Source organism: Caldimonas sp. (assembly GCF_046291045.1).
Taxonomy (GTDB): domain Bacteria; phylum Pseudomonadota; class Gammaproteobacteria; order Burkholderiales; family Burkholderiaceae_C; genus Caldimonas.
Map to the genome: position 1 here is coordinate 45301 of NZ_JBKBSL010000002.1, position 22519 is coordinate 67819.

Annotated in this window: 19 protein-coding genes; 17 read left to right on the forward strand and 2 right to left on the reverse strand. The window is 68.0% G+C overall.

All coding sequences use genetic code 11. The features are described 5' to 3' along the window. Window positions 1-46 precede the first annotated feature (46 nt). The 4 genes from ACK4ZD_RS01150 to zapE all read left to right on the forward strand — a co-directional run bounded on the left by ACK4ZD_RS01150 (window position 47) and on the right by zapE (window position 6877). A complete protein-coding gene (locus tag ACK4ZD_RS01150) occupies window positions 47-2905 on the forward strand; it encodes a 2-oxoglutarate dehydrogenase E1 component (protein ID WP_409657554.1) in 2859 nt (952 codons plus the stop codon). Window positions 2906-3010: 105 nt separating this feature from the next. Beyond that, window positions 3011-4270 carry a 2-oxoglutarate dehydrogenase complex dihydrolipoyllysine-residue succinyltransferase gene (odhB, locus tag ACK4ZD_RS01155; protein ID WP_409657557.1) on the forward strand — a complete coding sequence of 420 codons (1260 nt, stop codon included), beginning with the start codon at window positions 3011-3013 and terminating at the stop codon, window positions 4268-4270. Window positions 4271-4280: 10 nt separating this feature from the next. Beyond that, window positions 4281-5708 carry a dihydrolipoyl dehydrogenase gene (gene lpdA, locus ACK4ZD_RS01160; RefSeq protein ID WP_409657560.1) on the forward strand — a complete coding sequence of 476 codons (1428 nt, stop codon included), beginning with the start codon at window positions 4281-4283 and terminating at the stop codon, window positions 5706-5708. Window positions 5709-5776: 68 nt separating this feature from the next. After that, window positions 5777-6877, forward strand: coding sequence for a cell division protein ZapE (gene zapE / locus ACK4ZD_RS01165; protein WP_409657563.1), 1101 nt, complete (start codon window positions 5777-5779; stop codon window positions 6875-6877). A 40-nt stretch (window positions 6878-6917) separates the two neighbouring features. Here the strand turns inward: zapE and ACK4ZD_RS01170 are convergent, their stop codons facing one another. Beyond that, window positions 6918-7685: a PP2C family protein-serine/threonine phosphatase gene (locus ACK4ZD_RS01170; RefSeq protein ID WP_409657566.1), complete on the reverse strand. Its 768-nt coding sequence runs from the start codon at window positions 7683-7685 to the stop codon at window positions 6918-6920. 78 nt (window positions 7686-7763) lie between these two features. On the opposite strand from ACK4ZD_RS01170, the gene ACK4ZD_RS01175 reads away from it, so the two are divergent. Then, a complete protein-coding gene (locus ACK4ZD_RS01175; protein ID WP_409657569.1) occupies window positions 7764-7967 on the forward strand; it encodes a DUF465 domain-containing protein in 204 nt (67 codons plus the stop codon). Window positions 7968-8009: 42 nt separating this feature from the next. Further along, complete coding sequence (locus tag ACK4ZD_RS01180; protein WP_409657572.1) at window positions 8010-10010, forward strand: ATP-dependent DNA helicase; 2001 nt, start codon at window positions 8010-8012, stop codon at window positions 10008-10010. A 30-nt stretch (window positions 10011-10040) separates the two neighbouring features. On the opposite strand, the gene ACK4ZD_RS01185 is transcribed toward ACK4ZD_RS01180, so the two are convergent. Continuing rightward, window positions 10041-10832, reverse strand: a complete 792-nt coding sequence (locus tag ACK4ZD_RS01185; RefSeq protein WP_409657575.1) for an outer membrane protein assembly factor BamD — start codon at window positions 10830-10832, stop codon at window positions 10041-10043. A gap of 68 nt (window positions 10833-10900) precedes the next feature. On the opposite strand from ACK4ZD_RS01185, the gene ACK4ZD_RS01190 reads away from it, so the two are divergent. The 11 genes from ACK4ZD_RS01190 (at window position 10901) to bamB (ending at window position 22519) form a co-directional block, all read left to right on the forward strand. After that, the gene (locus ACK4ZD_RS01190) at window positions 10901-11944 is read left to right on the forward strand and encodes an RluA family pseudouridine synthase (RefSeq protein ID WP_409657579.1); all 1044 of its coding nucleotides are present in this window, start codon (window positions 10901-10903) and stop codon (window positions 11942-11944) included. A 204-nt stretch (window positions 11945-12148) separates the two neighbouring features. After that, window positions 12149-13021, forward strand: a complete 873-nt coding sequence (gene scpB / locus ACK4ZD_RS01195) for an SMC-Scp complex subunit ScpB (protein WP_409657582.1) — start codon at window positions 12149-12151, stop codon at window positions 13019-13021. Further along, a complete protein-coding gene (locus tag ACK4ZD_RS01200; protein WP_409657585.1) occupies window positions 13011-14681 on the forward strand; it encodes a pseudouridine synthase in 1671 nt (556 codons plus the stop codon). The genes scpB and ACK4ZD_RS01200 overlap by 11 nt, the downstream gene beginning before the upstream one ends. 90 nt (window positions 14682-14771) lie before the next feature. Beyond that, a complete protein-coding gene (ndk, locus tag ACK4ZD_RS01205) occupies window positions 14772-15197 on the forward strand; it encodes a nucleoside-diphosphate kinase (protein ID WP_409657588.1) in 426 nt (141 codons plus the stop codon). A 41-nt stretch (window positions 15198-15238) separates the two neighbouring features. Next, window positions 15239-16387: a 23S rRNA (adenine(2503)-C(2))-methyltransferase RlmN gene (rlmN, locus tag ACK4ZD_RS01210; protein WP_409657591.1), complete on the forward strand. Its 1149-nt coding sequence runs from the start codon at window positions 15239-15241 to the stop codon at window positions 16385-16387. Continuing rightward, complete coding sequence (gene pilW / locus ACK4ZD_RS01215) at window positions 16384-17196, forward strand: type IV pilus biogenesis/stability protein PilW (RefSeq protein ID WP_409657594.1); 813 nt, start codon at window positions 16384-16386, stop codon at window positions 17194-17196. The genes rlmN and pilW overlap by 4 nt, the downstream gene beginning before the upstream one ends. Next, window positions 17189-18034, forward strand: a complete 846-nt coding sequence (locus tag ACK4ZD_RS01220) for a helix-turn-helix domain-containing protein (RefSeq protein ID WP_409657597.1) — start codon at window positions 17189-17191, stop codon at window positions 18032-18034. Before pilW ends, ACK4ZD_RS01220 begins: the two co-directional genes overlap by 8 nt. A 5-nt stretch (window positions 18035-18039) precedes the next feature. Further along, a complete protein-coding gene (gene ispG, locus ACK4ZD_RS01225) occupies window positions 18040-19347 on the forward strand; it encodes a flavodoxin-dependent (E)-4-hydroxy-3-methylbut-2-enyl-diphosphate synthase (protein ID WP_409657600.1) in 1308 nt (435 codons plus the stop codon). A gap of 56 nt (window positions 19348-19403) precedes the next feature. After that, window positions 19404-20690, forward strand: a complete 1287-nt coding sequence (hisS, locus tag ACK4ZD_RS01230; RefSeq protein ID WP_409657604.1) for a histidine--tRNA ligase — start codon at window positions 19404-19406, stop codon at window positions 20688-20690. Window positions 20691-20738: 48 nt separating this feature from the next. Further along, a complete protein-coding gene (locus ACK4ZD_RS01235; protein ID WP_409657607.1) occupies window positions 20739-21404 on the forward strand; it encodes a YfgM family protein in 666 nt (221 codons plus the stop codon). Beyond that, a complete protein-coding gene (bamB, locus tag ACK4ZD_RS01240; RefSeq protein ID WP_409657610.1) occupies window positions 21404-22519 on the forward strand; it encodes an outer membrane protein assembly factor BamB in 1116 nt (371 codons plus the stop codon). The genes ACK4ZD_RS01235 and bamB overlap by 1 nt, the downstream gene beginning before the upstream one ends.

A 22519-nucleotide genomic window follows, 5' to 3' on the forward strand; every position in this document is an offset into this window, starting at 1 on the left:
ATCAACCAGCCAACAGCCCTGGAAACCGGGGCATGAGGTGAGCGAAATGATGCAGCAATACAGGTCCAACTCGTACCTGTTCGGGGGCAACGCCCCCTATGTCGAGGAGATGTACGAGGCCTACCTCGACAACCCCGGGTCGGTGCCCGACAACTGGCGCGCCTACTTCGATGCCCTGCAGAACGTGCCTGCCGTCGACGGCAGCGATTCGCGCGACGTGCCGCACGCGCCGGTCATCGAATCCTTCGCCCAACGCGCCAAGTCCAATGCCTTCGCGGTCAAGGCCAGCAGTGCCGACCTGGCCGTGGCGCGCAAGCAGGTGCACGTCCAGTCCCTGATCGCTGCCTATCGCTTCCTCGGCTCCCGCTGGGCCGACCTCGACCCCCTCAAGCGCCAGGAGCGTCCGCGCATCCCCGAGCTCGAGCCGGCCTTTTACGACCTCACCGAAAGTGACATGGACATCACTTTCAGTGCGACCAACACCTACTTCACCAAGGCCGAGCAAATGACCCTGCGGGAGATCCTGCAGGCGCTTCGCGAGACCTACTGCGGCACCATCGGTGCCGAGTTCATGCACATCACCGAGCCGGCCGAGAAGCGGTGGTGGCAAGAACGCCTGGAGAGCACCCGCTCCAAGCCGGTGTTCACCGGCGAGAAAAAGAAAGCCATCTTGGAGCGCCTGACGGCGGCCGAGGGCCTGGAGCGCTTCCTGCACACCAAGTATGTGGGGCAGAAGCGCTTTTCGCTGGAAGGCGGCGAGAGCTTCATCGCTGCGATGGACGAGCTCATCAAGCGCGCTGGCGAGAAGGGCGTGCAGGAGATCGTGATCGGCATGGCTCACCGTGGCCGCCTGAACGTGCTGGTCAACACCCTGGGCAAGATGCCCAAGGATTTGTTCGCTGAGTTCGAACACACGGCCAAGGAAGACCTGCCTGCCGGCGACGTGAAGTATCACCAAGGCTTCTCCAGCGACGTGTCCACGCCTGGCGGCCCGGTGCACCTGAGCCTGGCCTTCAACCCCTCGCACCTGGAGATCGTCAACCCGGTGGTGGAGGGTTCCGTCAAGGCCCGCATGGACCGCCGTGGCGACAAAGAAGGCGACCAGGTGCTGCCCGTGCTGGTCCACGGCGACGCCGCCTTCGCCGGCCAGGGGGTCGTGATGGAGACCTTGGCGCTGGCGCAAACGCGCGGCTACTACACAGGCGGCACGGTCCACATCGTCATCAACAACCAGATCGGCTTCACGACCAGCGACCCGCGCGACGCCCGCTCGACGCTGTACTGCACCGACGTCGTCAAGATGATCGAAGCGCCGGTGCTGCACGTCAACGGCGACGACCCCGAGGCGGTGGTGTTCTGTACTCAGCTGGCGCTGGACTACCGCCAGGAGTTCAACAAGGACGTCGTCGTCGACATCGTGTGCTTCCGCAAGCTGGGCCACAACGAGCAGGACACCCCCTCGCTCACCCAGCCGCTGATGTACAAGAAGATCGCCAAGCACCCCGGCACTCGCAAGCTCTATGCCGACAAACTGGTGGCCCAGGGCGTGCTGTCCGAAGACGGCCCCGAGGAGATGGTCAAGGCCTACCGTGCCGCGATGGACGCGGGCAAGCACACCGTCGACCCTGTGCTGACCAACTACAAGAGCAAGTACGCCGTCGACTGGACGCCCTTCCTCGGCAAGAAATGGACGGATGCGGCCGACACCGCGCTGCCGTTGGCCGAGATCAAGCGCTTGGCCGAGCGCATCACCACCATTCCGAGCAACTTCAAGCTCCACCCGCTGGTCGAGAAGGTCATCGCAGACCGTGCCGCCATGGGTCGCGGCGAGATCAACGTCGACTGGGGCATGGGCGAGCACCTGGCCTTCGCCTCGCTGGTGGCCAGCGGCTATCCGGTGCGCCTGTCGGGCGAGGATTGCGGGCGCGGCACCTTCACCCATCGCCATGCCGTGCTGCACGACCAAAACCGTGAGAAGTGGGACGAGGGCACCTACATCCCGCTGCAGAACGTGGCCGACAACCAGGCCCCGTTCGTCGTGATCGACTCGATCCTGTCGGAAGAGGCGGTGCTGGGCTTCGAGTACGGCTATGCCTCGGCCGACCCCAACACGCTGGTGATCTGGGAGGCCCAGTTCGGCGACTTCGCCAACGGCGCCCAGGTGGTGATCGACCAGTTCATCGCCTCCGGTGAGGTCAAGTGGGGGCGTGCCAACGGCCTGACGCTGATGCTGCCGCACGGCTACGAGGGCCAGGGCCCCGAGCACAGTTCGGCGCGCCTGGAGCGCTTCATGCAGCTCGCCGCTGACAACAACATGCAGATCTGCCAGCCGACCACGGCCAGCCAGATCTTCCATGTGCTGCGCCGCCAGATGGTGCGCATGTTCCGCAAACCGCTGGTGCTGATGACGCCCAAGTCGCTGCTGCGCAACAAGGACGCCACCTCGCCGCTGTCGGAATTCACCAAGGGCGAATTCCGTACCGTGATCGGCGAGATCAACGCCGAGATCGACGCGGCCAAGGTCAAGCGCGTGATCGCCTGCTCCGGCAAGGTCTATTACGACCTCGTCAAGAAGCGCGAGGAGAAGAAGGCGCTCGATGTGGCGATCGTTCGGGTCGAGCAGCTCTACCCCTTCCCGCACAAGGCCTTCGCTGCCGAGCTCAAGAAGTACCCCAACGCCACTGACGTCGTGTGGTGCCAGGACGAACCCCAGAATCAGGGCGCTTGGTTCTTCGTGCAGCACTACATCCACGAGAACATGCTTGAAGGCCAGAAGCTCGGCTATGCGGGCCGTCCTGCTTCGGCCTCGCCGGCCGTGGGCTATGCCCACCTCCACCAGGAGCAGCAAAAGGCCCTGCTCGAACAGGCCTTTGCCAAGCTCAAGGGGTTCGTGCTCACCAAGTAAGTCCCGGTCCCGGGCCGACGACGGCGCCGCGCCGCGTCGCCCGGACGCGTCGACAGGAGGCGCTAGCCCCTGTGCGCGGCGACTACGCATAGCGAAAGAACGATCATGGCAATCATCGAAGTCAAGGTTCCTCAACTGTCCGAATCGGTGGCCGAAGCCACCCTGCTGTCTTGGAAGAAGCGTCTGGGCGAAGCCGTCAGCGCCGACGAGATCCTCATCGAGATCGAGACCGACAAGGTCGTCCTCGAAGTGCCCGCACCGGCGGCCGGCGTGATCGTCCAGCTCGTCAAGAACGACGGCGACACGGTCGTCAGCGACGAGGTCATCGCCAAGATCGACACCGAAGGACAGGCCCAGGTCAGCCCGTTGGAGGTCAAGGCTGCGCCGGCTGCCGCCCCCGTGGCCGCGCCCGCGCCGGCGCCCGCAGCCGCCGGTGGAGCCAAGTCCGATGTGGCGATGCCGGCCGCGGCCAAACTCATGGCCGAGCACCAGCTCACGGCCGCTCAGGTCAGCGGCACCGGCAAAGACGGCCGCATCACCAAGGGTGACGTGCTCGGCGCCATCGAGGCCGGCGTAAAGCCCGCGGCGGTGCAGGCCCCTGCCGCGCCGGCCGTGGCCAAGCCGCTGCCGCAGGTCAACGCTCCCGGCGGCCTCAACCTGGGCGATCGCCCGGAACAGCGTGTGCCGATGAGCCGGCTGCGCGCCCGCATCGCCGAGCGTCTGCTGCAATCCCAGGCCACCAATGCCATCCTCACCACCTTCAACGAGGTCAACATGGCCCCGGTGATGGAGATGCGCAAGAAGTTCCAGGAGAAGTTCGAGAAGGAGCATGGCGTCAAGCTCGGCTTCATGAGCTTCTTCGTGAAGGCGGCGGTACATGCGCTCAAGAAGTACCCCATCCTGAACGCCTCGGTCGACGGCAACGACATCGTCTACCACGGCTACTTCGACATCGGCATCGCGGTGGGTTCGCCGCGCGGCCTGGTGGTGCCCATCTTGCGCAATGCTGACCAGATGACCTTTGCCGAGATCGAGAAGAAGATCGCCGAGTTCGGCCAGAAGGCCAAGGACGGCAAGCTCGGTCTGGAAGAACTCACCGGCGGCACCTTCTCCATCTCCAACGGCGGCGTGTTCGGCTCGATGCTGTCCACGCCCATCATCAACCCCCCGCAGTCGGCCATCCTGGGCGTGCATGCCACCAAGGATCGTCCGGTGGTCGAGAACGGGCAGATCGTCATCCGCCCGATCAACTACCTGGCCATGAGCTACGACCATCGCATCATCGACGGCCGCGAGGCCGTGCTCGGCCTGGTGGCGATGAAAGAAGCGCTGGAAGATCCGGCCCGCCTGCTGTTCGACATCTGAGGAAGCGACGATGAGCCAATCCTTCGACGTCATCGTCATCGGCGCCGGCCCTGGCGGCTATATCGCCGCCATCCGGGCGGCTCAACTGGGCTTCAAGGTGGCCTGTATCGACGAGTGGAAGAACGGCAAGGGCGGTCCGGCTCCGGGCGGCACCTGCACCAACGTCGGCTGCATCCCCTCCAAGGCTCTGCTGCAGTCGTCCGAGCACTACGAGCACGCGGCGCACCACTTCGCCGACCACGGCATCGGGCTGAGCAACCTCAGCATCGACGTGGCGAAGATGCTGGCGCGCAAGGACAACGTCGTGAAGCAAAACAACGACGGCATCCTCTACCTGTTCAAGAAGAACAAGGTCAGCTTCTTCCACGGGCGTGGGGCCTTCACCAAGGCCGTCGAAGGCGGCTACGAGATCCAGGTGACCGGCGAGAAGCCCGAGACGCTCACCGGCAAGCACGTCATCGTGGCCACCGGCTCCAGCGCCCGCGCGCTGCCCGGGGCGGCCTTCGATGAGGAAGCCATCCTCTCCAACGACGGTGCGCTGCGCATTCCGGCGGTGCCCAAGACGCTGGGCGTCATCGGTGCCGGAGTGATCGGCCTGGAGATGGGCTCGGTGTGGCGCCGCCTCGGCGCCCAGGTGACCATCCTCGAAGCCCTGCCCACCTTCCTGGGGGCCGCTGACGAACAGATCGCCAAGGAAGCCCGCAAGGCCTTCGACAAGCAAGGGCTGAAGATCGAGCTGGGCGTGAAGATCGGCGAGGTCCAGGCCGGCAAGAAGGGTGTGAGCGTCGCCTACACCGATGCCAAGGGCCAGGCCCAGGTGTTGCAGGTGGACAAGCTCATCGTCTCGATCGGTCGGGTGCCCAACACCACAGGACTCAACCCTGAGGCCGTGGGGCTGAAACTCGACGAGCGTGGAGCCATCGTGGTGGACGACGAGTGCCGCACCAACCTGCCCAACGTCTGGGCGGTGGGCGACGTGGTGCGCGGCCCCATGCTGGCGCACAAGGCCGAGGAAGAGGGCGTGGCCGTGGCCGAACGCATCGCCGGCCAGCATGGGCACGTCAACTTCAACACCATTCCCTGGGTCATCTACACCAGCCCCGAGATCGCCTGGGTGGGCCAGACCGAGCAGCAGCTCAAGGCCGCCGGCCGAGCCTACAAGGCCGGCACCTTCCCCTTCATGGCCAACGGCCGCGCGCGGGCCCTGGGCGACACCACCGGCATGGTCAAGTTCCTCGCCGACGCCAAGACGGACGAGATCCTGGGCGTGCACATCGTCGGTCCGTTCGCCTCTGAACTGATCGCCGAAGCCGTGGTGGCGATGGAGTTCAAGGCCAGCGCCGAGGACATCGCCCGCATCTGCCATGCGCATCCCACGTTGTCCGAGGCCACGAAGGAGGCGGCCCTCGCGGTGGACAAGCGCACCCTGAACTTCTGACATCGAAGCACAGGCATGGACCGGGGCGACGTCAACGTCGCCCTTTTTCTTGAACACGCAGGACCGCCATGACGAGCGTCACCCAGTTGTACGAAGACACTCTGAAGGCGCGCGGCTACCGCAGCGACCCGGCGCAGTTGCGCGCCGTGGCCGCCTTGCAGCGCTGTCAAGACGAATGGGCAGACTACAAGGCCCGACGCTCGAACGCCCTGACCAAATTGCTGCGTCATCCCCCCATTCCACGGGGCGTGTACATGTACGGCGGGGTGGGGCGGGGCAAGAGCTTCCTGATGGACTGCTTTTTCCAGGCCGTGCCGCTGACGCGCAAGACCCGGCTGCACTTCCACGAGTTCATGCGTGAGGTGCACCGCGAACTGCAAGACCTCAAGGGCACGGTCAACCCGCTGGACGAACTGGGGCGCCGCATCGCCCGGCGCCACCGCCTGATCTGCTTCGACGAGTTCCATGTGGCTGACGTGACCGATGCGATGATCCTGCATCGCCTGCTCGAAGCGCTCTTCAAGCACCGCGTCAGCATCGTCACCACCTCGAACTTCCACCCCGATGGGCTCTACCCCAACGGGCTGCATCGCGACCGCATTCTGCCGGCCATCGAGTTGCTCAAACAGCATCTCGAGGTCATCAACGTCGACAACGGCACCGACTACCGGCAACGTACGCTGGAGCATGTCAAGCTCTACCACTGCCCGCTGGGGGAGCAGGCCGATGCGCAGATGGCCCAGGCCTTCGAGGAGTTGGCCGAGGCGCGCGACGAGAGCCCCATTTTGCACATCGAGCAGCGCGAGATCCGCGCGCGACGGCGCGCCGGTGGGGTGGTGTGGTTCGACTTCCAGGAGCTGTGCGGCGGCCCGCGTTCACAGAACGACTACCTGGAGCTGGCCACGCAGTTCCATACCGTGCTGCTGTCCAATGTGCCGCACATGCCGGTGCGCATGGCCTCGGAAGCCCGGCGTTTCACCTGGCTGGTGGACGTGCTCTACGACCGCCGGGTGAAACTGATCATGTCAGCCGAGGTGCCGCCGGAACAACTTTACACCGAAGGCCCGCTGGCGCACGAGTTCCCGCGTACGGTCTCGCGGCTGAACGAGATGCAGTCCCGCGAATTCCTGTCGCAGCAGCGGCGCGAGGTCGACACGCGCCTGACCTGAACCTGCGACGGCGCAGCCGTGCGAGCGGGCACTGTGCGTCTCAGGTCAGCAGATCTACGCGTACCAGCGCCAGCGAGAGGTTGTCCCCGCCGCCACGGGCGCGCTGTCGAGCCTTGCTCACCAACATCTCGCTGGCCTCGCGCGGGGGCAGGGTGTTGACGATGGCCCCGAGCTCACGCGGAGTGAAGTAATGCCACAGTCCGTCGCTGCAAGCCAGCAGTGAATCGCCGATCTCGAGCCGGTCGATGTGGTGCAGCGTGATGGGCGGGTCTTGGAAGGTGCCCAGGCAGCCCGTGAGCAGGTTCGACTGCGGGTGGGTGTTGGCCTCTTCCTCGGTGATCTGCCCCTCGTCGACCAGGCGCTGCACGTAGGAATGATCCTTGGTGCGGCTGACCATGTCCGCCCCTCGGAAGTGGTAGACGCGCGAATCGCCGGCATGGATCACGTCGCACTCGCGGTTCGGGCTCACGAGGAAAGCGGCCACCGTGCTGTGCGGCTCCTCTTCGGCCGTGATGGCTGTGAGCTTGATCATCAGGTGGGATTCCAGCACGAGCTGCTTGAGCACGTCACGCGCGTCCTCCGTCGTGGGCGAATAGCGGTCGAAGAGCTGCCGGGCGGTGAGGATGACTTGATCGGAGGCCTTGCGGCCGCCGCTCTTGCCCCCCATGCCATCGGCCACCACCGCCAGCACGCAGCCGGGTACACGTGCGTGGACCAGGATGTCCACCTGATCCTGCTGGTACATGCGGTCTCCCCGGTGGATGCCGGTGGCCGCGCTCAGGCGGTATCCCTTGGAAGATGTGCTCATGGGAAAAGGGCGTGGATAGACCAAAACTATAATCCAGGCATCTCGCGTTGCGCCGAGAAATTTGACCGGTGATGAGCCATGGATGAAAACCTGCACTCGCCTCAGCGTCGGCTGATCGAGTTGCGCATGGAGCATGCCGACCTCGACAGCCTCATCGACGGCGCCGAATTCCAGACCCCCCGTGACGAACTCGCGCTGCGACGCCTCAAGAAACGCCGGCTCTTGCTGCGCGACCAGATTGCCCGCCTCGAGGCTGAACTCGACCCGCGGGAACCGGCCTGAGCCGTGGAGGGCGCATCGGGGCATCCCCCGGGAAGGGTGGCGATGAGCCTATCCGGTGCGCCCTCCGAGGATGCGCTCGTCATTGCCACCCGTGAGGCCTTCGGGCCCCAGGGGCCGCTGGCCCGCGCCGATGTTCGCTATCGCGAACGAGAAATCCAGACGCAACTGGCCGCGGCCATCGCTGAGGCCGTCTCGCACCGCCGGGTTCTGGTGGCTGAGGCCGGCACCGGGGTAGGCAAGACCTATGCCTACCTGGTGCCCGCCTTGCTGAGCGGCGGACGGGTGCTGGTGAGCACGGCCACCAAGAGCCTGCAGGATCAGCTCTTCCTGCGCGACCTGCCCCATGTGCGCGACGCCCTCGGTTTGCCGCTGCGCACGGCGCTGCTCAAAGGCCGGGGCAGCTACCTGTGCCTGCATCGGCTGCAGCAGGCCCGGCACACCGCCCAATTGCCCGACCGCGGCGCGGTACGCACCCTGGCGCGCATCGAGCAGTGGGCCCAGGGCTCGTCCACCGGCGACCTGGCTGAACTGCCCGGGCTGGACGATCGGTCGTCGGTGATTCCCCTGGTCACCTCCACCCGCGACAACTGTCTGGGCAGCGATTGCCCGAGCTACCGAAGCTGCCATGTGATGAATGCGCGCCGCCAGGCCATGGCTGCGGACGTGGTGGTCGTCAACCACCATCTGTTCTTTGCCGACCTGGCCCTGCGTGAGACGGGCATGGCCGAACTCCTGCCGACGGTGGATGTCGTGGTCTTCGATGAGGCCCATCAGTTGGGCGAGGCCGGTGTGCAGTTCCTCGGGATCACCCTGGGCACGGGAGCGCTCATCGACCTGGCCCGCGACCTGCTGGCCGCCGGCTTGCAGCATGCGCGCGGCCTGCGCGACTGGCACACCCTGGCGGGCGGGATCGAGCGTGCAGCGCGCGAATTGCGGCTGGCCGCCGCCGGGCCTCTGCACGATCTGCGGGGCCCCGTCAAGCTGCGCTGGCAGGAGCGGGCCGGGCGCGACGCCTTCACCGGGGCCCTGTACGGCCTGGCGCAGGCGGCCCACGCCGGCCACGAGGCGGTGCTGGCGGTGGCCGCTGCGGCGCCGGACTTCACACGACTGGCCGAGCGGCTGGATCTCCTTGCCGAGCGTGCGCAGGCTTTTGCACAGCCTGCACCGACCGGGCGCGTGCGCTGGATCGACCTCGGCGCCCAGCAGGTGCGGCTGGTGGAGTCGCCGCTCGACATCCGCGAGACCATGCGCGAGCAACTCGCCTCCTCGCCCAAGGCCTGGATCTTCACCTCGGCCACGCTGGGCGACGACGAGCGGCTGAGCTGGTTCACCGAACCGGCCGGCCTGGAGGAGGCGACCGTGCTGCGCGTGGGCAGTCCCTTCGACTACCCGTCCCATGCCTGCGTCTACGTGCCGCGCCGCTTTCCCCGGCCCAACGAGCCGGGGCATCCGGCGGCTGTGGCCGCACTGGCCGGACGGCTCGCCGCTGCCCTCGGCGGGCGCAGCTTCGTGCTGACGACCACCCTCAAGGCCCTGCAGCCGATCGCCGAGGCACTGCGTGCGCGGTTCGAAGCCGAGAACCGGGCCATCACCGTGTTGCGCCAGGGTGACGCTCCCAAGCGCCAGCTCATCCAGGACTTCCTGGCCCGTCCACGATCCGTGCTGGTCGGATCCCAGAGCTTCTGGGAAGGCATCGACGTACCTGGCGACGCCTTGCAATGCGTGGTGATCGACAAGCTTCCATTTCCGCCGCCGAACGATCCCCTCATCGAGGCCCGGGTGCGCCGCCTCGAGGCCGAAGGCCGCAGTGCCTTCAACGATCTGTTCGTGGCCGAGGCGGCTGTGGCGCTCAAGCAGGGGGCGGGCCGCCTGATCCGCACCGAAAGCGACCGGGGTCTGCTGGTCGTGTGTGATCCGCGCCTGTCCACCATGGCCTACGGCCGCCGGCTGCGTTCGGCCCTGCCGCCGATGCGCTGGCTGGACAGCGAAGACGATGCCCTGGCCTGGCTGACGGAGCTGGCCGCTTCGGCCCCGGCCGGCTGAGACTGTGCGCCGGGGCCGGCATGGCGGGGCTCAGTTCAGGCGGCGGGTACCGGCCTGGCCCAGATAGATGCTCTGCGGGAAGTTGCGCTGCAGCACGCGCAGCGCATCATCGCGCAGCTCGGGCAAGCCCAGGCGATCGTAGCTTTGCGCCATCAGGTGCAGGGCCTCCTCGACCGCGGGCGACTGCTGATACTCGCGCACCGCGATCTGCGCGCGGTTGGCCGCGGCCAGATAGGCGCCGCGGCGGAAGTAGTACCGCGCGACATGCACCTCATACTGGGCGAGCGAATTCACGATGAAGTTCATGCGGGCCTGGGCATCGGCGGCGTAGACCGACTCGGGATAAAGCTCGACGAGTTGGCGCAAGGCCTGGTAGGCCTCCTTCGAGGCCTGCTGGTCGCGCTCGGACAGGCTCTGCCGCGAGAAGCGGCCGAACAGGCCGAGGTTGTCGTTGAAGTTGATCAGCCCCTTGAGGTAGAGGGCATAGTCCGACGCCGGGCTGGCCGGGTAGAGTTTCATGAAACGCTCGATCGTGGCCAAGGCCTGGGCACGTTCGCCGCTGCGGTAGTAGGTGTGGGCCAGCTCGAGCAGGGCTTGTTGGGCCAGCACAGTGCCTGCGGCGCGTCCTTCGAGGCGTTCGTACAAGCGGATCGCTCGCTCGTAATTGCCGGAGGCGGCATCGGCCCGAGCCTCTGAGTACACTCGCTCAACGCTCATGCCGGCCGTCTCGTCCTTTGGGGTCGAGCTGCAAGCTGCCAGCAGGGCTGCACCGGCAAAAGCCAGCGCGCAGCGCCGGGCCAACGAGGCAAAGTGAGTGTGCATCCCGGTTCCATCCGGCGCAGGCCGCAAGCCCGCGCCCCTTCCTAATCCAGACAAGGCACGGATTCTATATGGCGCATGCCATCCCCCCGCCCGAGACGGACGCCTGTGCCGAGCGCTCGCGCGAGACGGGCCCGGCAGAACTCCCAGACGAGCTGCACGACGACGAGCGGATCGAGATCCGCGAGACCTCGATCGACGCCGCCGCCCATGGCCAGCGGCTGGACAGGCTGCTCGTGGCCTTGGCGCCGGAGTTCTCGCGCACCTGGCTGCAGCAGTTGGTAGAACAGGGGGCGGTGCAGCTCGACGGGCAGCCCGCGCGCCAGCCCAGCCGCAAGCTCAAGGCCGGCCAGCGGCTGCGGCTCGAGCTGCGCCCCACGCCGCAGAGTCAGGCCTTCCGGCCCGAGGCCATTGCCCTGTCCGTCGTCTACGAGGACGAGCACCTGCTGGTCATCGACAAGCCCGCCGGCCTGGTCGTGCACCCGGCGGCGGGCCATTGGTCTGGCACGCTGCTCAATGCCTTGCTGGCCCACCATCAGGGGGCGTCGGCTCTGCCGCGCGCGGGCATCGTGCACCGCTTGGACAAGGACACCAGTGGCCTGCTCGTGGTAGGCAAGACCCTGGAGGCCGTGACGGCGCTCACGCGGGCCATCGCTGCGCGCAACGTCCATCGCGAATACCTCGCGCTGGTGCATGGCGAGATCCGGCAGCCGCAGGCGCTGGCCACCATCGACGCGCCGATCGCGCGCGACCCACGCTCGCGCGTGCGCATGGCGGTGGTGGCCGGAGGGCGGCCTGCGCGCACCGACGTGGCCCTGGTGGCCGTGAGGGCGGGCTGTTCGGCGGTGCGCTGCACGCTGCACACCGGCCGCACCCATCAGATCCGGGTGCACCTGGCCTTTCGGGGGTTTCCGCTGGTCGCTGACAGCCTGTACGGGGGGCATGAGGCCCTGGGCCTGCGACGCCAGGCCCTGCACGCCTGGCGCCTGTGCTTGGACCACCCCGTGCTGGCCCGACCGCTGGCCTTCGAGGCGCCCGCGCCAGATGATTTCGCCCAGGCTTGGCACAGCGTGGCAGGCGGGCCACGGAACGGGCCGCTCACCGGGCTACAATAGTTCGACGCACATACCGCTGCCCGCCGCCCCGGAGCCTCCTCCAGGGGGCTGTGCCGGGCGAGGAGGGCGGCCGCGCACCCGGCGTGGCGATCCCCGCGGCGATCACATGCATGGCTGAATCCGCAGCGTCGCGGCGAGATGGCACTGCCGGCCTGCCCCATGCAGACAGACCGCCCGGTCCCGGACGAGGACGACAAACGGCCAATGAACACACAGGATGCAAAGCGCGTCCTCGAGACCGCGCTGATCTGCGCGCACCAGCCTCTGCCGCTGCGCGACATGCGTGCGCTCTTCAACGACGAGCTCGGCCCCGACACCCTGCGCATGCTGCTCGACGAACTGGCGCGCGACTGGGAAGGCCGCGGCGTGGAGTTGGTGGCGGTGTCCACGGGCTGGCGCTTCCAGAGCCGGCCCGAGATGCGCGAGTACCTGGACCGTCTGAACCCTGAGAAGCCGCCCAAATACTCTCGCGCGACGATGGAGACGCTGGCGATCATCGCCTACCGCCAGCCGGTCACGCGCGGCGACATCGAGGACATCCGGGGCGTAACAGTCAGCAGCCAGATCATCAAGCAGCTCGAGGATCGCGGCTGGATCGACACCATCGGCTACCGCGACGCGCCCGGCCGACCCGCGTTGTACGCTACCACCAAACAGTTCCTCGACGATCTGGGACTGTCCTCGCTGGACCAGTTGCCTGCACTCGACGGCGCCTCACCGAGCGCTGCGGGAGGCGAGGAGCGGCCCCAGCAGTCCTCACTGCTCGAGGCGATCGAAGCCGCTGCCGCGGGGGGCGACCCCACGGCAGAATTTGCCTCGATCGAGCCGGCGCCACCGCCCTCGCCATCGGCACCGGCCGCGCAGACTGACGCGCCCGTGCGGACCGATGCAGCCGACCCGGTCGCGCACGCTCAGAAGGACGCGGCCGAAGTCCTGATGCACGAAGCCTTCCTCCCGGGGGCGGCCGGGCAAGAGTCGGGCACTTCCTGGGAGCGCCCAGACGACATCCTGGCCTCGGCTCCGGCTGAGTCTGATTCCGAACCCGACGCTGAATCTCTGTCGCGCCATGAACCCTGAAGCCACCGAAACCCCGTCGCCCGAGTCTGCCCCGGCCGTGCCGGCCGATGCCTCGGCGCCGGCCCCCGTGACCACCGGCAAGCCCAAGCGGCGTAGCCCCCGCAAACCCAAGACCGAGGTGTCCGTCGAGACGGGCGGTGCGGCCGCTGAAAGCGGTTTGCCCGATGTGGCCGAGACCTCGGAGCCGGCGCCCAGGCCGACCCGCCGGCGCAAAAGTGCCCCGCCCTCGGCCGAAGGGCTGCCGGGCGCGCCTGACCCGGCCCGGCCCGTCGCGCCTGACGACCCAGCGCCCGCTTCCGGCTCGACCTCCCATGACCCCGAGCCGGCGGCACGGGAGGTGGTCGGCCGGCCGTCCGAGGATCCCGAGGGGCGGCCAGAAGGTGGTGGCCGCCGTCGCCGCAACCGGCGCGGCCGTCGCGGGGCAGAGCGCGCGGGCGAAGGGGTGCCCGCGGCCTCGGCTGAGGCTCGCAAGCCGTCCGAGCCTGGCAAGGCGCCCGGTCAGGACGCCCAGCGCGAAGTCGCCGAGCGTTTTGCCGACGTCGTTGCAGGCCGCTATGACGAGGCCGAGGGCGACGAAGAGCCTCTGGAGCTCGAGACGGCGGCCAAACGCGTGCTGGCGCCCGAGCCCGATGCGCCCAAGCTGCACAAGGTGTTGGCCCAGGCCGGTATTGGCTCGCGCCGCGACATGGAGCAGCTCATTCTGGAAGGCCGCATCTCGGTCAACGGCGAGCCGGCTCACATCGGCCAACGCATCTCCTACGGCGACCAGGTGCGCGTCAACGGCAAGCCCATCAAGGTGCAGATCGCGCCGCCGGCCCCGCGGGTGCTCGCCTACCACAAGCCGGCGGGCGAGGTGGTCACCCACGACGACCCGCAGAACCGTCCCACGGTATTTCGTCGCCTGCCCAAGCTCAAACAGGGCAAGTGGCAGTCGGTGGGGCGGCTGGACCTCAACACCGAAGGCCTGCTGCTGTTCACCAGCTCGGGGGAACTGGCCAACCAGCTCATGCACCCGCGCTTCGGCATCGAACGCGAGTACGCCGTGCGTGTGCTGGGCACGCTCGAGCCCGAAGCGCGCCAGAAACTGCTCGAGGGCGTGAAGATCGACGGCCAGCTCGCCAGTTTCAAATCCATCGAAGACGGCGGCGGCGAGGGGGTCAACCGCTGGTACCGCGTCGTCATCACCGAAGGCCGCAACCGGGAGGTGCGCAAGTTGTTCGACGCCGTGGGCTTGACGGTCAGCCGTCTGATCCGCATCCGCTACGGCCACATCGTGCTGCCCCGCGGGCTCAAACGCGGGGTGTGGGTGGAACTCGGCGACCAGGACGTGCGCACGATCCGCCGCCTGACCGGGACCGACCAGCCGCGGGGCTCGGCGTCCGGCGGCGGGAAGAACGGCAAGCCCGGCAAACGGCGTGGCGGCGGTGGCGCGGGCGGGCGTCCCGGCGGGGGGCGCCCGGGCATGCCTGATCCGCTGGAGCAGACCTACGACAAGCGCTTCGCGCAATCGACCAAGGCCCGTCAGGGCGCCCCGCGCCAGCCCGACCCCATGCAGACCAGCGTGGGCTACATCGGCGCCGATGCCTACCTCGGACGCGGCAAGGGCGGCCGTCACAAGGCCGGCCCCGGCGGTGGCAAGCGTGGCGGGCGCGGGCGCTGAGGCCCGGCGTATGGCCTCGCCGTATCAGTGGAAGCACTGCAAGAGTTACAATCCAAGGTTTTGCCAAGTCCTTGATTCAGGAGAAATTTCATGGCGATCGAACGCACCCTGTCGATCATCAAACCCGATGCCGTGGCCAAGAACGTGATCGGCCAGATCCTCAGCCGCTTCGAGGCGGCTGGCCTGAAGATCGTCGCGGCCAAGATGGTGCATCTGTCGCGTGGCGAGGCCGAGGCCTTCTACGCCGTGCACAAGGAGCGTCCCTTCTTCAAGGATTTGGTCGAGTTCATGATCTCGGGCCCGGTGATGGTCCAGGTTCTGGAGGGCGAGAACGCCATCGCGAAGAACCGCGAGCTGATGGGCGCCACCGACCCGAAGAAGGCCGAAAAGGGCACCATCCGCGCCGACTTCGCGGAAAGCATCGACGCCAATGCGGTGCACGGCTCGGACGCCCCTGAAACCGCCGCCGTGGAAGTGGCGTTCTTCTTCCCCGGCATGAACGTCTACAGCCGCTGAACGCGGCCGCAGACGTTCGCAACCGCGCGCAGGGCATGCCCATGGCGGTCAACCTCCTCGATTTCGATCTCGACGGGCTGGCTGCCTACTGCGAAGGGCTGGGCGAGAAGCGCTTTCGCGCCGTCCAGCTGTTCCGCTGGATCCACCAAAAGGGCGTGCGTGATTTCGCCCAGATGAGCGATCTGGCCAAGTCCTTGCGCGACAAGCTCATCGGCGCGGCAGAAGTGCGGCCGCTGCCGGTGCTGACCGAGCAGGCCTCATCCGACGGCACCATCAAGTGGTTGTTCGACGTGGGCGGCGGCGATGCCGTCGAGGCCGTCTTCATTCCTGAGGACGATCGCGGCACCCTGTGCGTGTCCTCCCAGGCGGGTTGTGCCGTGGGCTGCCGCTTCTGCTCTACCGGCCACCAAGGCTTCAGCCGCAATCTCGGCACGGGTGAGATCCTCGCCCAGCTGTGGTTTGCCGAGCACCATCTGCGCCAGCGCCTGGGCCTGCCGGCTGGGGAACGTGCCATCACCAACGTGGTCATGATGGGCATGGGTGAGCCGTTACAGAACTACCACGCCCTGGTGCCGGCGCTGCGCACCATGCTCGACGACCATGGCTACGGCCTGTCGCGGCGGCGCGTCACGGTGTCCACCTCTGGTGTGGTGCCGATGATGGACCGTCTGCGAGAGGATTGCCCTGTGGCCCTGGCCGTCTCGCTGCACGCCCCCAACGATGCCCTGCGTGACGAGCTGGTGCCCCTGAACCGCAAGTACCCGCTGGCCGAGCTGCTCGACGCCTGCCGGCGCTACCTCGATGCGGCGCCCCGGGACTTCATCACCTTTGAGTACTGCATGCTCGACGGCGTGAACGACACCGAGGCTCATGCACGCGAGTTGGTGGCGTTGGTGCGCGATCGGGTGCGTTGCAAGTTCAACCTCATTCCCTTCAACCCGTTCCCGGCCTCGGGCCTGAAGCGCTCGGGGCGCGAGCGGGTGCAGTCCTTCGCCCGCGTCCTGGCCGACGCGGGCCTGGTCACTACCGTGCGAAAGACCCGGGGTGACGACATCGACGCGGCCTGTGGGCAACTGGCCGGCGAGGTGCAAGACCGCACCAATGTCCAGCGACGCCTGACCCGCCAGCCCATCCGCATCCAAGCGCGAGCGGCACCGGGAGGCACCCCCGCGAAGGAGACCCGTTCATGAGCGTGTGCAAACGCCCCATGTGTGTCTGGCTGGCCGCGGGGCTGGCTCTGGTGCTCACGCTGGGAGGCTGTGCCTCCGCACCGCCGGCGGCCGGGGGCGGCGGCAATCCCTCCGGGCGGCTCGACGACAGTGAGATCCAGCGCCGCGCGCGCATCCGCTTCGACTTGGCCGTGGCCTATTTCGGCCAGGGCCAGCATGCCACGGCCCTCAACGAAGTGCGCCAGGCGCTGGCCTTGCAGCCCAACATGGCCGATGCCCACAACCTGGCCGGGCTGATCCATGCCGCCCTGGGGCAAGTGGCCCCGGCCGAAGAGAGCTTCCGCCGAGCCATGCAGCTCGACCCGCGCGATGGGGGGGCGGTGCACAACTACGGCTGGTTCCTGTGCCAGCAGCGGCGCTATGCCGATGCCTTTGCGCAGTTCAACCGGGTCTTGGCGATGCCGGAGTATCGCGAGATCCCGCGCACCCTGGTCGCCAAGGGCGTGTGCCAAGCCAATGCCGGCCAGGTGGCCGAGGCCGAGAAGACGCTGGCGCGGGCCTACGAACTCGACCCTGGCAATCCGGTGGCCGCGATGAACCTTGCCATGGTGCTCTATCGCGAGGGCGAGTACGAGCGTGCGCGCTTTTACGTACGGCGGGTCAATGCGGTTCCCGAACTGGTCAACGCCGAGAGCCTGTGGCTGGCCGCGCGCATCGAACACCGCCTGGGCAACCGGGGCGGCGCCAACGAATTGGGGCGTGAACTGCGCCAGCGTTTCCCCCAGTCGCGCGAGGCCGCCAACTTCGAGCGGGGGCGTTTCGATGACTGAGGAGCGATCCCCGCAGGCCTCGGCCGAGCCCAGCGCGGGCGCGATGATCCGGGCTGCGCGCCAGGCGCAGGGCGTGCACATTGCCCAGCTTGCTGCGTCCATCAAGGTCTCGGTGCGCAAGCTCGAGGCGCTCGAGGCCGACCGCCTGGACGAGTTGCCCGACGCGACCTTCGCCCGCGCCCTGGCCCAGACCGTGTGCCGCTCGCTCAAGATCGATCCGGTGCCGGTCCTGGCCCTGCTGCCTTCGCCGGGCACGCTGTCGCAGCTCGAGGAGGTGGCGCAGGGGCTGAACCAGCCCTTCCGGGATCCGGCGCAGCCGCGCGAGGGCTTTCCCGGCCTGGGCTGGCTGCGGCGCCCGGCGGCCTGGGGGGCGGCGCTCCTGGTCGCCGGCGCGATGGTGTTGTGGTGGATTCCCACGAGCACCTGGCAGGCCTGGCTCGGCCGCGATGCTGCTTCGGCCGCACCTGGTGTGGCCGTGGAGGTGGTGCCGGTGGAGCCGGCAGCCGGTCTGGAGGCACCCGCTTCCAGTGCCGATGCGGCGCCTCAGCTGCCCGCGTCCGCGCCGTCTGCTGCGTCCCAGCCCGCGACGGACACCCTTTCGACGGCGGCGGTGGTGGTGCGCACTCGGGCCGAGAGCTGGGTGGAGATCCAGGATGCCAGCGGTCGCACCCTGCTGTCCAGGCTGCTCGCCCCCGGTGAGGAAGTGGCCCTGGACGGCGTGTTCCCGATGCGCGTGCGCGTGGGCAATGCCGGTGCCACCGAACTTCGCGTGCGTGGCGAGGTCTTCGACATGACCCCCTTCCGGCGCGAGAACGTCGCCCGTTTCGACATCCGGTGAGCACGATGAGCCCCGCAAGTGAGCCGTCCTTCGACCATGAATTCCCCATCGAGGCCGCACGAGCCGCGCCGCGGCGCTCCCTGCAGGCCCGCGTGGTCTGGGGTTCGCGGGTCGTCACCGTCGGCGGGGATGCGCCGGTGCGTGTCCAGTCGATGACCAACACCGACACCGTCGATGTCATCGGTACGGCCATCCAAGTCAAGGAACTGGCCCTGGCCGGCTCCGAGATGGTGCGCATCACGGTCAATACCCCCGAGGCGGCGCAGGCCGTGCCGGCCATCCGTGAGCAACTCGACCGCATGGGCATCGACGTGCCTTTGGTTGGGGACTTTCACTACAACGGCCACAAACTGCTCACGGAGTTCCCCGGCTGCGCCGAAGCCCTGTCGAAGTACCGCATCAACCCCGGCAACGTGGGCAAGGGAGACAAGCGCGACCGCCAGTTCGCGCAGATGATCGAAGTCGCCCTGCGGCACGACCGTCCGGTGCGCATTGGCGTCAACTGGGGCAGCCTCGACCAGGAACTGCTGGCGCAGCTGATGGACGACAACGGCCGGCGTCGGCAACCCTGGGATGCACGGCAGGTGATGTACCAGGCGCTCGTGGCTTCGGCCCTGGGGTCGGCGCGCCGCGCGCAGGAATTGGGCATGCCCCGCGAGCAGATCATCCTGTCGTGCAAGGTCAGTGGGGTCCAGGATCTGATCAGCGTGTACCGGGCCCTGGCCGCCCGTTGCGACCATCCGCTGCACCTGGGCCTCACCGAGGCCGGCATGGGCACCAAGGGCACCGTGGCGTCGGCGGCGGCCCTGTCGGTGCTGCTGCAAGAAGGCATCGGCGACACGATCCGGGTGTCCCTGACGCCGCAGCCCGGTGAAGCGCGCACCCAGGAGGTGGTCGTGGCCATGGAGATCCTGCAGGCCCTGGGCCTGCGCGTCTTCGTGCCCAGCGTGACGGCCTGCCCGGGCTGCGGTCGCACCACCAGCACCGTGTTCCAGGAACTGGCCAAACAGATCGACGATTACCTGCGCTCGCAGATGCCAGTGTGGAAGGCTCGTTACCCGGGCGTGGAGGCGATGAAAGTGGCGGTGATGGGGTGCATCGTCAACGGGCCTGGCGAGAGCAAGCATGCCGACATCGGGATCAGTCTGCCCGGCACTGGCGAGGCGCCAGCCGCTCCGGTCTACATCGACGGAGAGAAAGCCCTCACCCTGCGCGGGGAAGGCATTGCGCAGGACTTCCAGCGCCTGGTCGAGGAGTACGTCGAGCGGCGCTTCGGACAGGCCTCGCGGGCCGAATCCACCCCACGAACTTGAAGCACCGCGCATGAAGGGGGCTCAGATCCCCGCACCGCATCACCCACCAAGCATCCATGGCACAAGCATTGAAGGCCATCAAAGGCATGAACGACATCCTGCCGCCGGATTCGGCGCGCTGGGAATGGCTCGAGGACAAGGTGCGCACCCTGATGGCGCGCTATGGCTATGCCAACATCCGTACGCCCATCGTGGAGCCCACCGCGTTGTTCGTGCGCGGGCTCGGAGAGGTGACCGACATCGTCGAGAAGGAGATGTACTCCTTCGAGGACCGCATGAACGGCGACCAGCTCACGCTGCGCCCGGAGAATACCGCTGGCGTGGTGCGTGCCGTGGCGGAACACTCGCTGTTGTATGACGGCGGCAAGCGCGTCTACTACATGGGCCCGATGTTCCGACACGAGCGGCCTCAGCGCGGCCGCTACCGCCAGTTCCACCAGATCGGTGCCGAGGCCCTGGGCTTTGCCGGCCCGGACGTGGATGCCGAGCTGATTCTGATGTGCCGCAGCCTGTGGCGCGACATCGGCCTGAGCGACGTGCGTCTGGAGCTCAACAGCCTCGGGCAGCCCGAGGAGCGCCGCGCCCATCGCCAGGCGCTGATCGCCTACTTCGAGCGTCATCGCGACCAGCTCGACACCGATGCGCAGCGCCGGCTGCACAGCAACCCGCTGCGCATCCTGGACACCAAGAACCCCGCCATGCAATCGCTCGTCGAAGCGGCGCCGAAGCTGATGGACTTTCTCGGCGAAGCCTCGCTCAAGCATCTCGACGCCGTGAAGGCGGTGCTCGACGCCAACGGCCTGTCCTACCGCATCAATCCGCGCTTGGTGCGCGGGATGGACTACTACAACCTCACCGTCTTCGAGTGGGTCACCGACCGACTCGGATCGCAGGGCACCGTGTGCGGCGGGGGCCGTTACGACTACCTCATCGAGCAGATCGGCGGCAAGCCGGCGCCGGCAGTGGGGTGGGCCCTGGGGGTGGAGCGAGTGCTGGAGCTGCTCAAGGAACTGGGCGTGCAGCCTGACACCCCGGCCCCTCACGCCTACGCCGTCATCCCGCAGGCCGGCGCCCTGCCGCGCGCCTTGCAGCTGATCGAGGGCCTGCGCGCTGCCGGGGTCTCCGTGCTGATGCACGCGGCCGGCAAGGAGGGGCCGGGCAGCATGAAGAGTCAGTTCAAGAAGGCCGATGCCAGCGGCGCACGTTTTGCGCTGGTCTTCGGTGAGGACGAGCTGGCGCAAGGGCAGGTGGCCGTCAAGGCCTTGCGCGATGCCCAACAACCCCAGGTGCTGCGCCCCCTGGACGATCCGGCCGCCTGGGCAGCCGAACTGCTCGACGCATAATCCCCTGTTTGGCGGCCGCTGCGGCCGCCGTTGGACCCATCCCACCCCATGGCCACCCATCTCGATCTCGAAGAACAAGAGCAAGTCGAACGACTCAAGCACTTCTGGCGCCAGTACGGCAATCTGATCACCTGGACGCTCGTCCTCGTGCTCGGGGCCTTTGCCGCCTGGAACGGCTGGAACTACTGGCAGCGCGACCAAGGTGCCAAGGCCAGCGCGCTGTACGACGCCCTGGAGCAGGCGGCCCAGACCGGCGAGATCGACAAGGTGCGGCAGGCGTTCGAGGATCTTCGCTCGCGCCATCCCCGCACGGCCTATGCCGGCCAGGCCGGGTTGGTGGCTGCCCGGGTTCTGGCCGATCGCGACCAGCTCCCGGCCGCCCGCGACATGCTGCGCTGGGTGGCCGACAAGGCCTCGGAGCCGGATCTGCGCACCATCGCCCGTCTGCGCCTGGCCGGCCTGCTGCTGGACGAGAAGGCATACGACGAGGCCCTGGCCCTGGTCAGCAAGGACATCCCCGCCGCCTACGAGGGGCTCGCGGCCGACCGCCGCGGCGACATCCTTTTGGCCCAGGGGCGCACCGACGCTGCTCGCCAGGAGTATGACAAAGCCTATCGCGCGCTCGATGCCAGCCTGGACTACCGGCGCGTGGTCGAGGCCAAGCTGACGGCACTGGGGGCCGCCCCGACGAATCCGGCTGGGGAGGTGCGCTGATGCGGCGACTGGCATCCGCTTGGGCCGTCTCGTTCCTGCTGGCAGCCTGCTCGAGCGCTCCTCAACGGCCGGACCCGACGCCGCTGGCCCAGCCTGCGCCGAACGTCGTGCGGGTGACGGTGGCTTGGCAGCAAGCGGTCGGCCCCGTTCGCATGCCGATTCGGCTTCAGGCTGCCGGTGGCATGGTGGCGGTCGCCTCGGACGATGGGGCGGTGGGCCTGCTCGATGCCGCAACGGGACAGTGGCGCTGGCGGGCCTCGCTCGACACGCCCCTGTCGGCTGGGGTAGGCAGCGATGGCCGGTACGTGGCGGTGCTCACGCGCGATAACGAGGTGGTCGCCTTGCGCGAGGGGGAGGTTCTGTGGCGCCAGCGCCTCACGGCACGTTCACTGACCGCCCCCCTGGTGGCCGGCGAACGGGTGTTCGTCTACGCCCAGGACCGCTCCGTCCATGCCTTCGATGCGGCCAGCGGAGCGCGGCTGTGGATGCAGCAGCGTCCCGGCGAACCGCTCACCCTGGCCCAGCAGGGCGTGCTGCTCCCGGTGGGCGACACCTTGCTGGTCGGGCAGGGGCCGCGGCTGGCGGGGCTGGACCCGCTGCGCGGCAGCGTGCGCTGGGAGGTGCCGGTGGCTACACCGCGCGGCACCAACGAGGTCGAACGGCTGGCCGATCTGGTCGGACCGGCGGCGCGCTCGGGCCAGACCGTGTGCGTGCGGGCCTTCCAGGCGGCCGTGGGTTGCGTGGACACGCGCCGCGCGGGATTGCTGTGGAGCAAGGCCTCCAACGGCTCGGTGGGGCTGGCCATGGACGCCGAGCAGGTCTACGGCGTGGACGGCACCGACCGCATCACCGCCTATCGGGCCCGCGACGGGGAGGTGGCCTGGACCCTGGAGGCGCTGCGCTTCCGGGGCCTGACCGCCCCGCTGGCCGCCGGTGACAGCCTGGTCGTGGGGGATGGGCAGGGGTATGTGCACTTCCTGTCACGCCGGGACGGACGGTTGGTGGGCCGTACCGCCACCGACGGCAGCGGGATTGCTGCTGTCCCCCTTCAGGTGGGCGATCGCCTGGTGGTGCTGACCCGCGCGGGCAGCCTCATCGCATTGCGTCCCGAATGA

Bases quoted from the DNA above. Each gene is read 5' to 3' on its own strand.
- ACK4ZD_RS01150 (WP_409657554.1), top strand. From the start codon at position 47: ATGATGCAGCAATACAGGTCCAACTCGTACCTGTTCGGGGGCAACGCC.
- odhB (WP_409657557.1), top strand. From the start codon at position 3,011: ATGGCAATCATCGAAGTCAAGGTTCCTCAACTGTCCGAATCGGTGGCC.
- lpdA (WP_409657560.1), top strand. From the start codon at position 4,281: ATGAGCCAATCCTTCGACGTCATCGTCATCGGCGCCGGCCCTGGCGGC.
- zapE (WP_409657563.1), top strand. From the start codon at position 5,777: ATGACGAGCGTCACCCAGTTGTACGAAGACACTCTGAAGGCGCGCGGC.
- ACK4ZD_RS01170 (WP_409657566.1), bottom strand. From the start codon at position 7,685: ATGAGCACATCTTCCAAGGGATACCGCCTGAGCGCGGCCACCGGCATC.
- ACK4ZD_RS01175 (WP_409657569.1), top strand. From the start codon at position 7,764: ATGGATGAAAACCTGCACTCGCCTCAGCGTCGGCTGATCGAGTTGCGC.
- ACK4ZD_RS01180 (WP_409657572.1), top strand. From the start codon at position 8,010: ATGAGCCTATCCGGTGCGCCCTCCGAGGATGCGCTCGTCATTGCCACC.
- ACK4ZD_RS01185 (WP_409657575.1), bottom strand. From the start codon at position 10,832: ATGCACACTCACTTTGCCTCGTTGGCCCGGCGCTGCGCGCTGGCTTTT.
- ACK4ZD_RS01190 (WP_409657579.1), top strand. From the start codon at position 10,901: ATGGCGCATGCCATCCCCCCGCCCGAGACGGACGCCTGTGCCGAGCGC.
- scpB (WP_409657582.1), top strand. From the start codon at position 12,149: ATGAACACACAGGATGCAAAGCGCGTCCTCGAGACCGCGCTGATCTGC.
- ACK4ZD_RS01200 (WP_409657585.1), top strand. From the start codon at position 13,011: ATGAACCCTGAAGCCACCGAAACCCCGTCGCCCGAGTCTGCCCCGGCC.
- ndk (WP_409657588.1), top strand. From the start codon at position 14,772: ATGGCGATCGAACGCACCCTGTCGATCATCAAACCCGATGCCGTGGCC.
- rlmN (WP_409657591.1), top strand. From the start codon at position 15,239: ATGGCGGTCAACCTCCTCGATTTCGATCTCGACGGGCTGGCTGCCTAC.
- pilW (WP_409657594.1), top strand. From the start codon at position 16,384: ATGAGCGTGTGCAAACGCCCCATGTGTGTCTGGCTGGCCGCGGGGCTG.
- ACK4ZD_RS01220 (WP_409657597.1), top strand. From the start codon at position 17,189: ATGACTGAGGAGCGATCCCCGCAGGCCTCGGCCGAGCCCAGCGCGGGC.
- ispG (WP_409657600.1), top strand. From the start codon at position 18,040: ATGAGCCCCGCAAGTGAGCCGTCCTTCGACCATGAATTCCCCATCGAG.
- hisS (WP_409657604.1), top strand. From the start codon at position 19,404: ATGGCACAAGCATTGAAGGCCATCAAAGGCATGAACGACATCCTGCCG.
- ACK4ZD_RS01235 (WP_409657607.1), top strand. From the start codon at position 20,739: ATGGCCACCCATCTCGATCTCGAAGAACAAGAGCAAGTCGAACGACTC.
- bamB (WP_409657610.1), top strand. From the start codon at position 21,404: ATGCGGCGACTGGCATCCGCTTGGGCCGTCTCGTTCCTGCTGGCAGCC.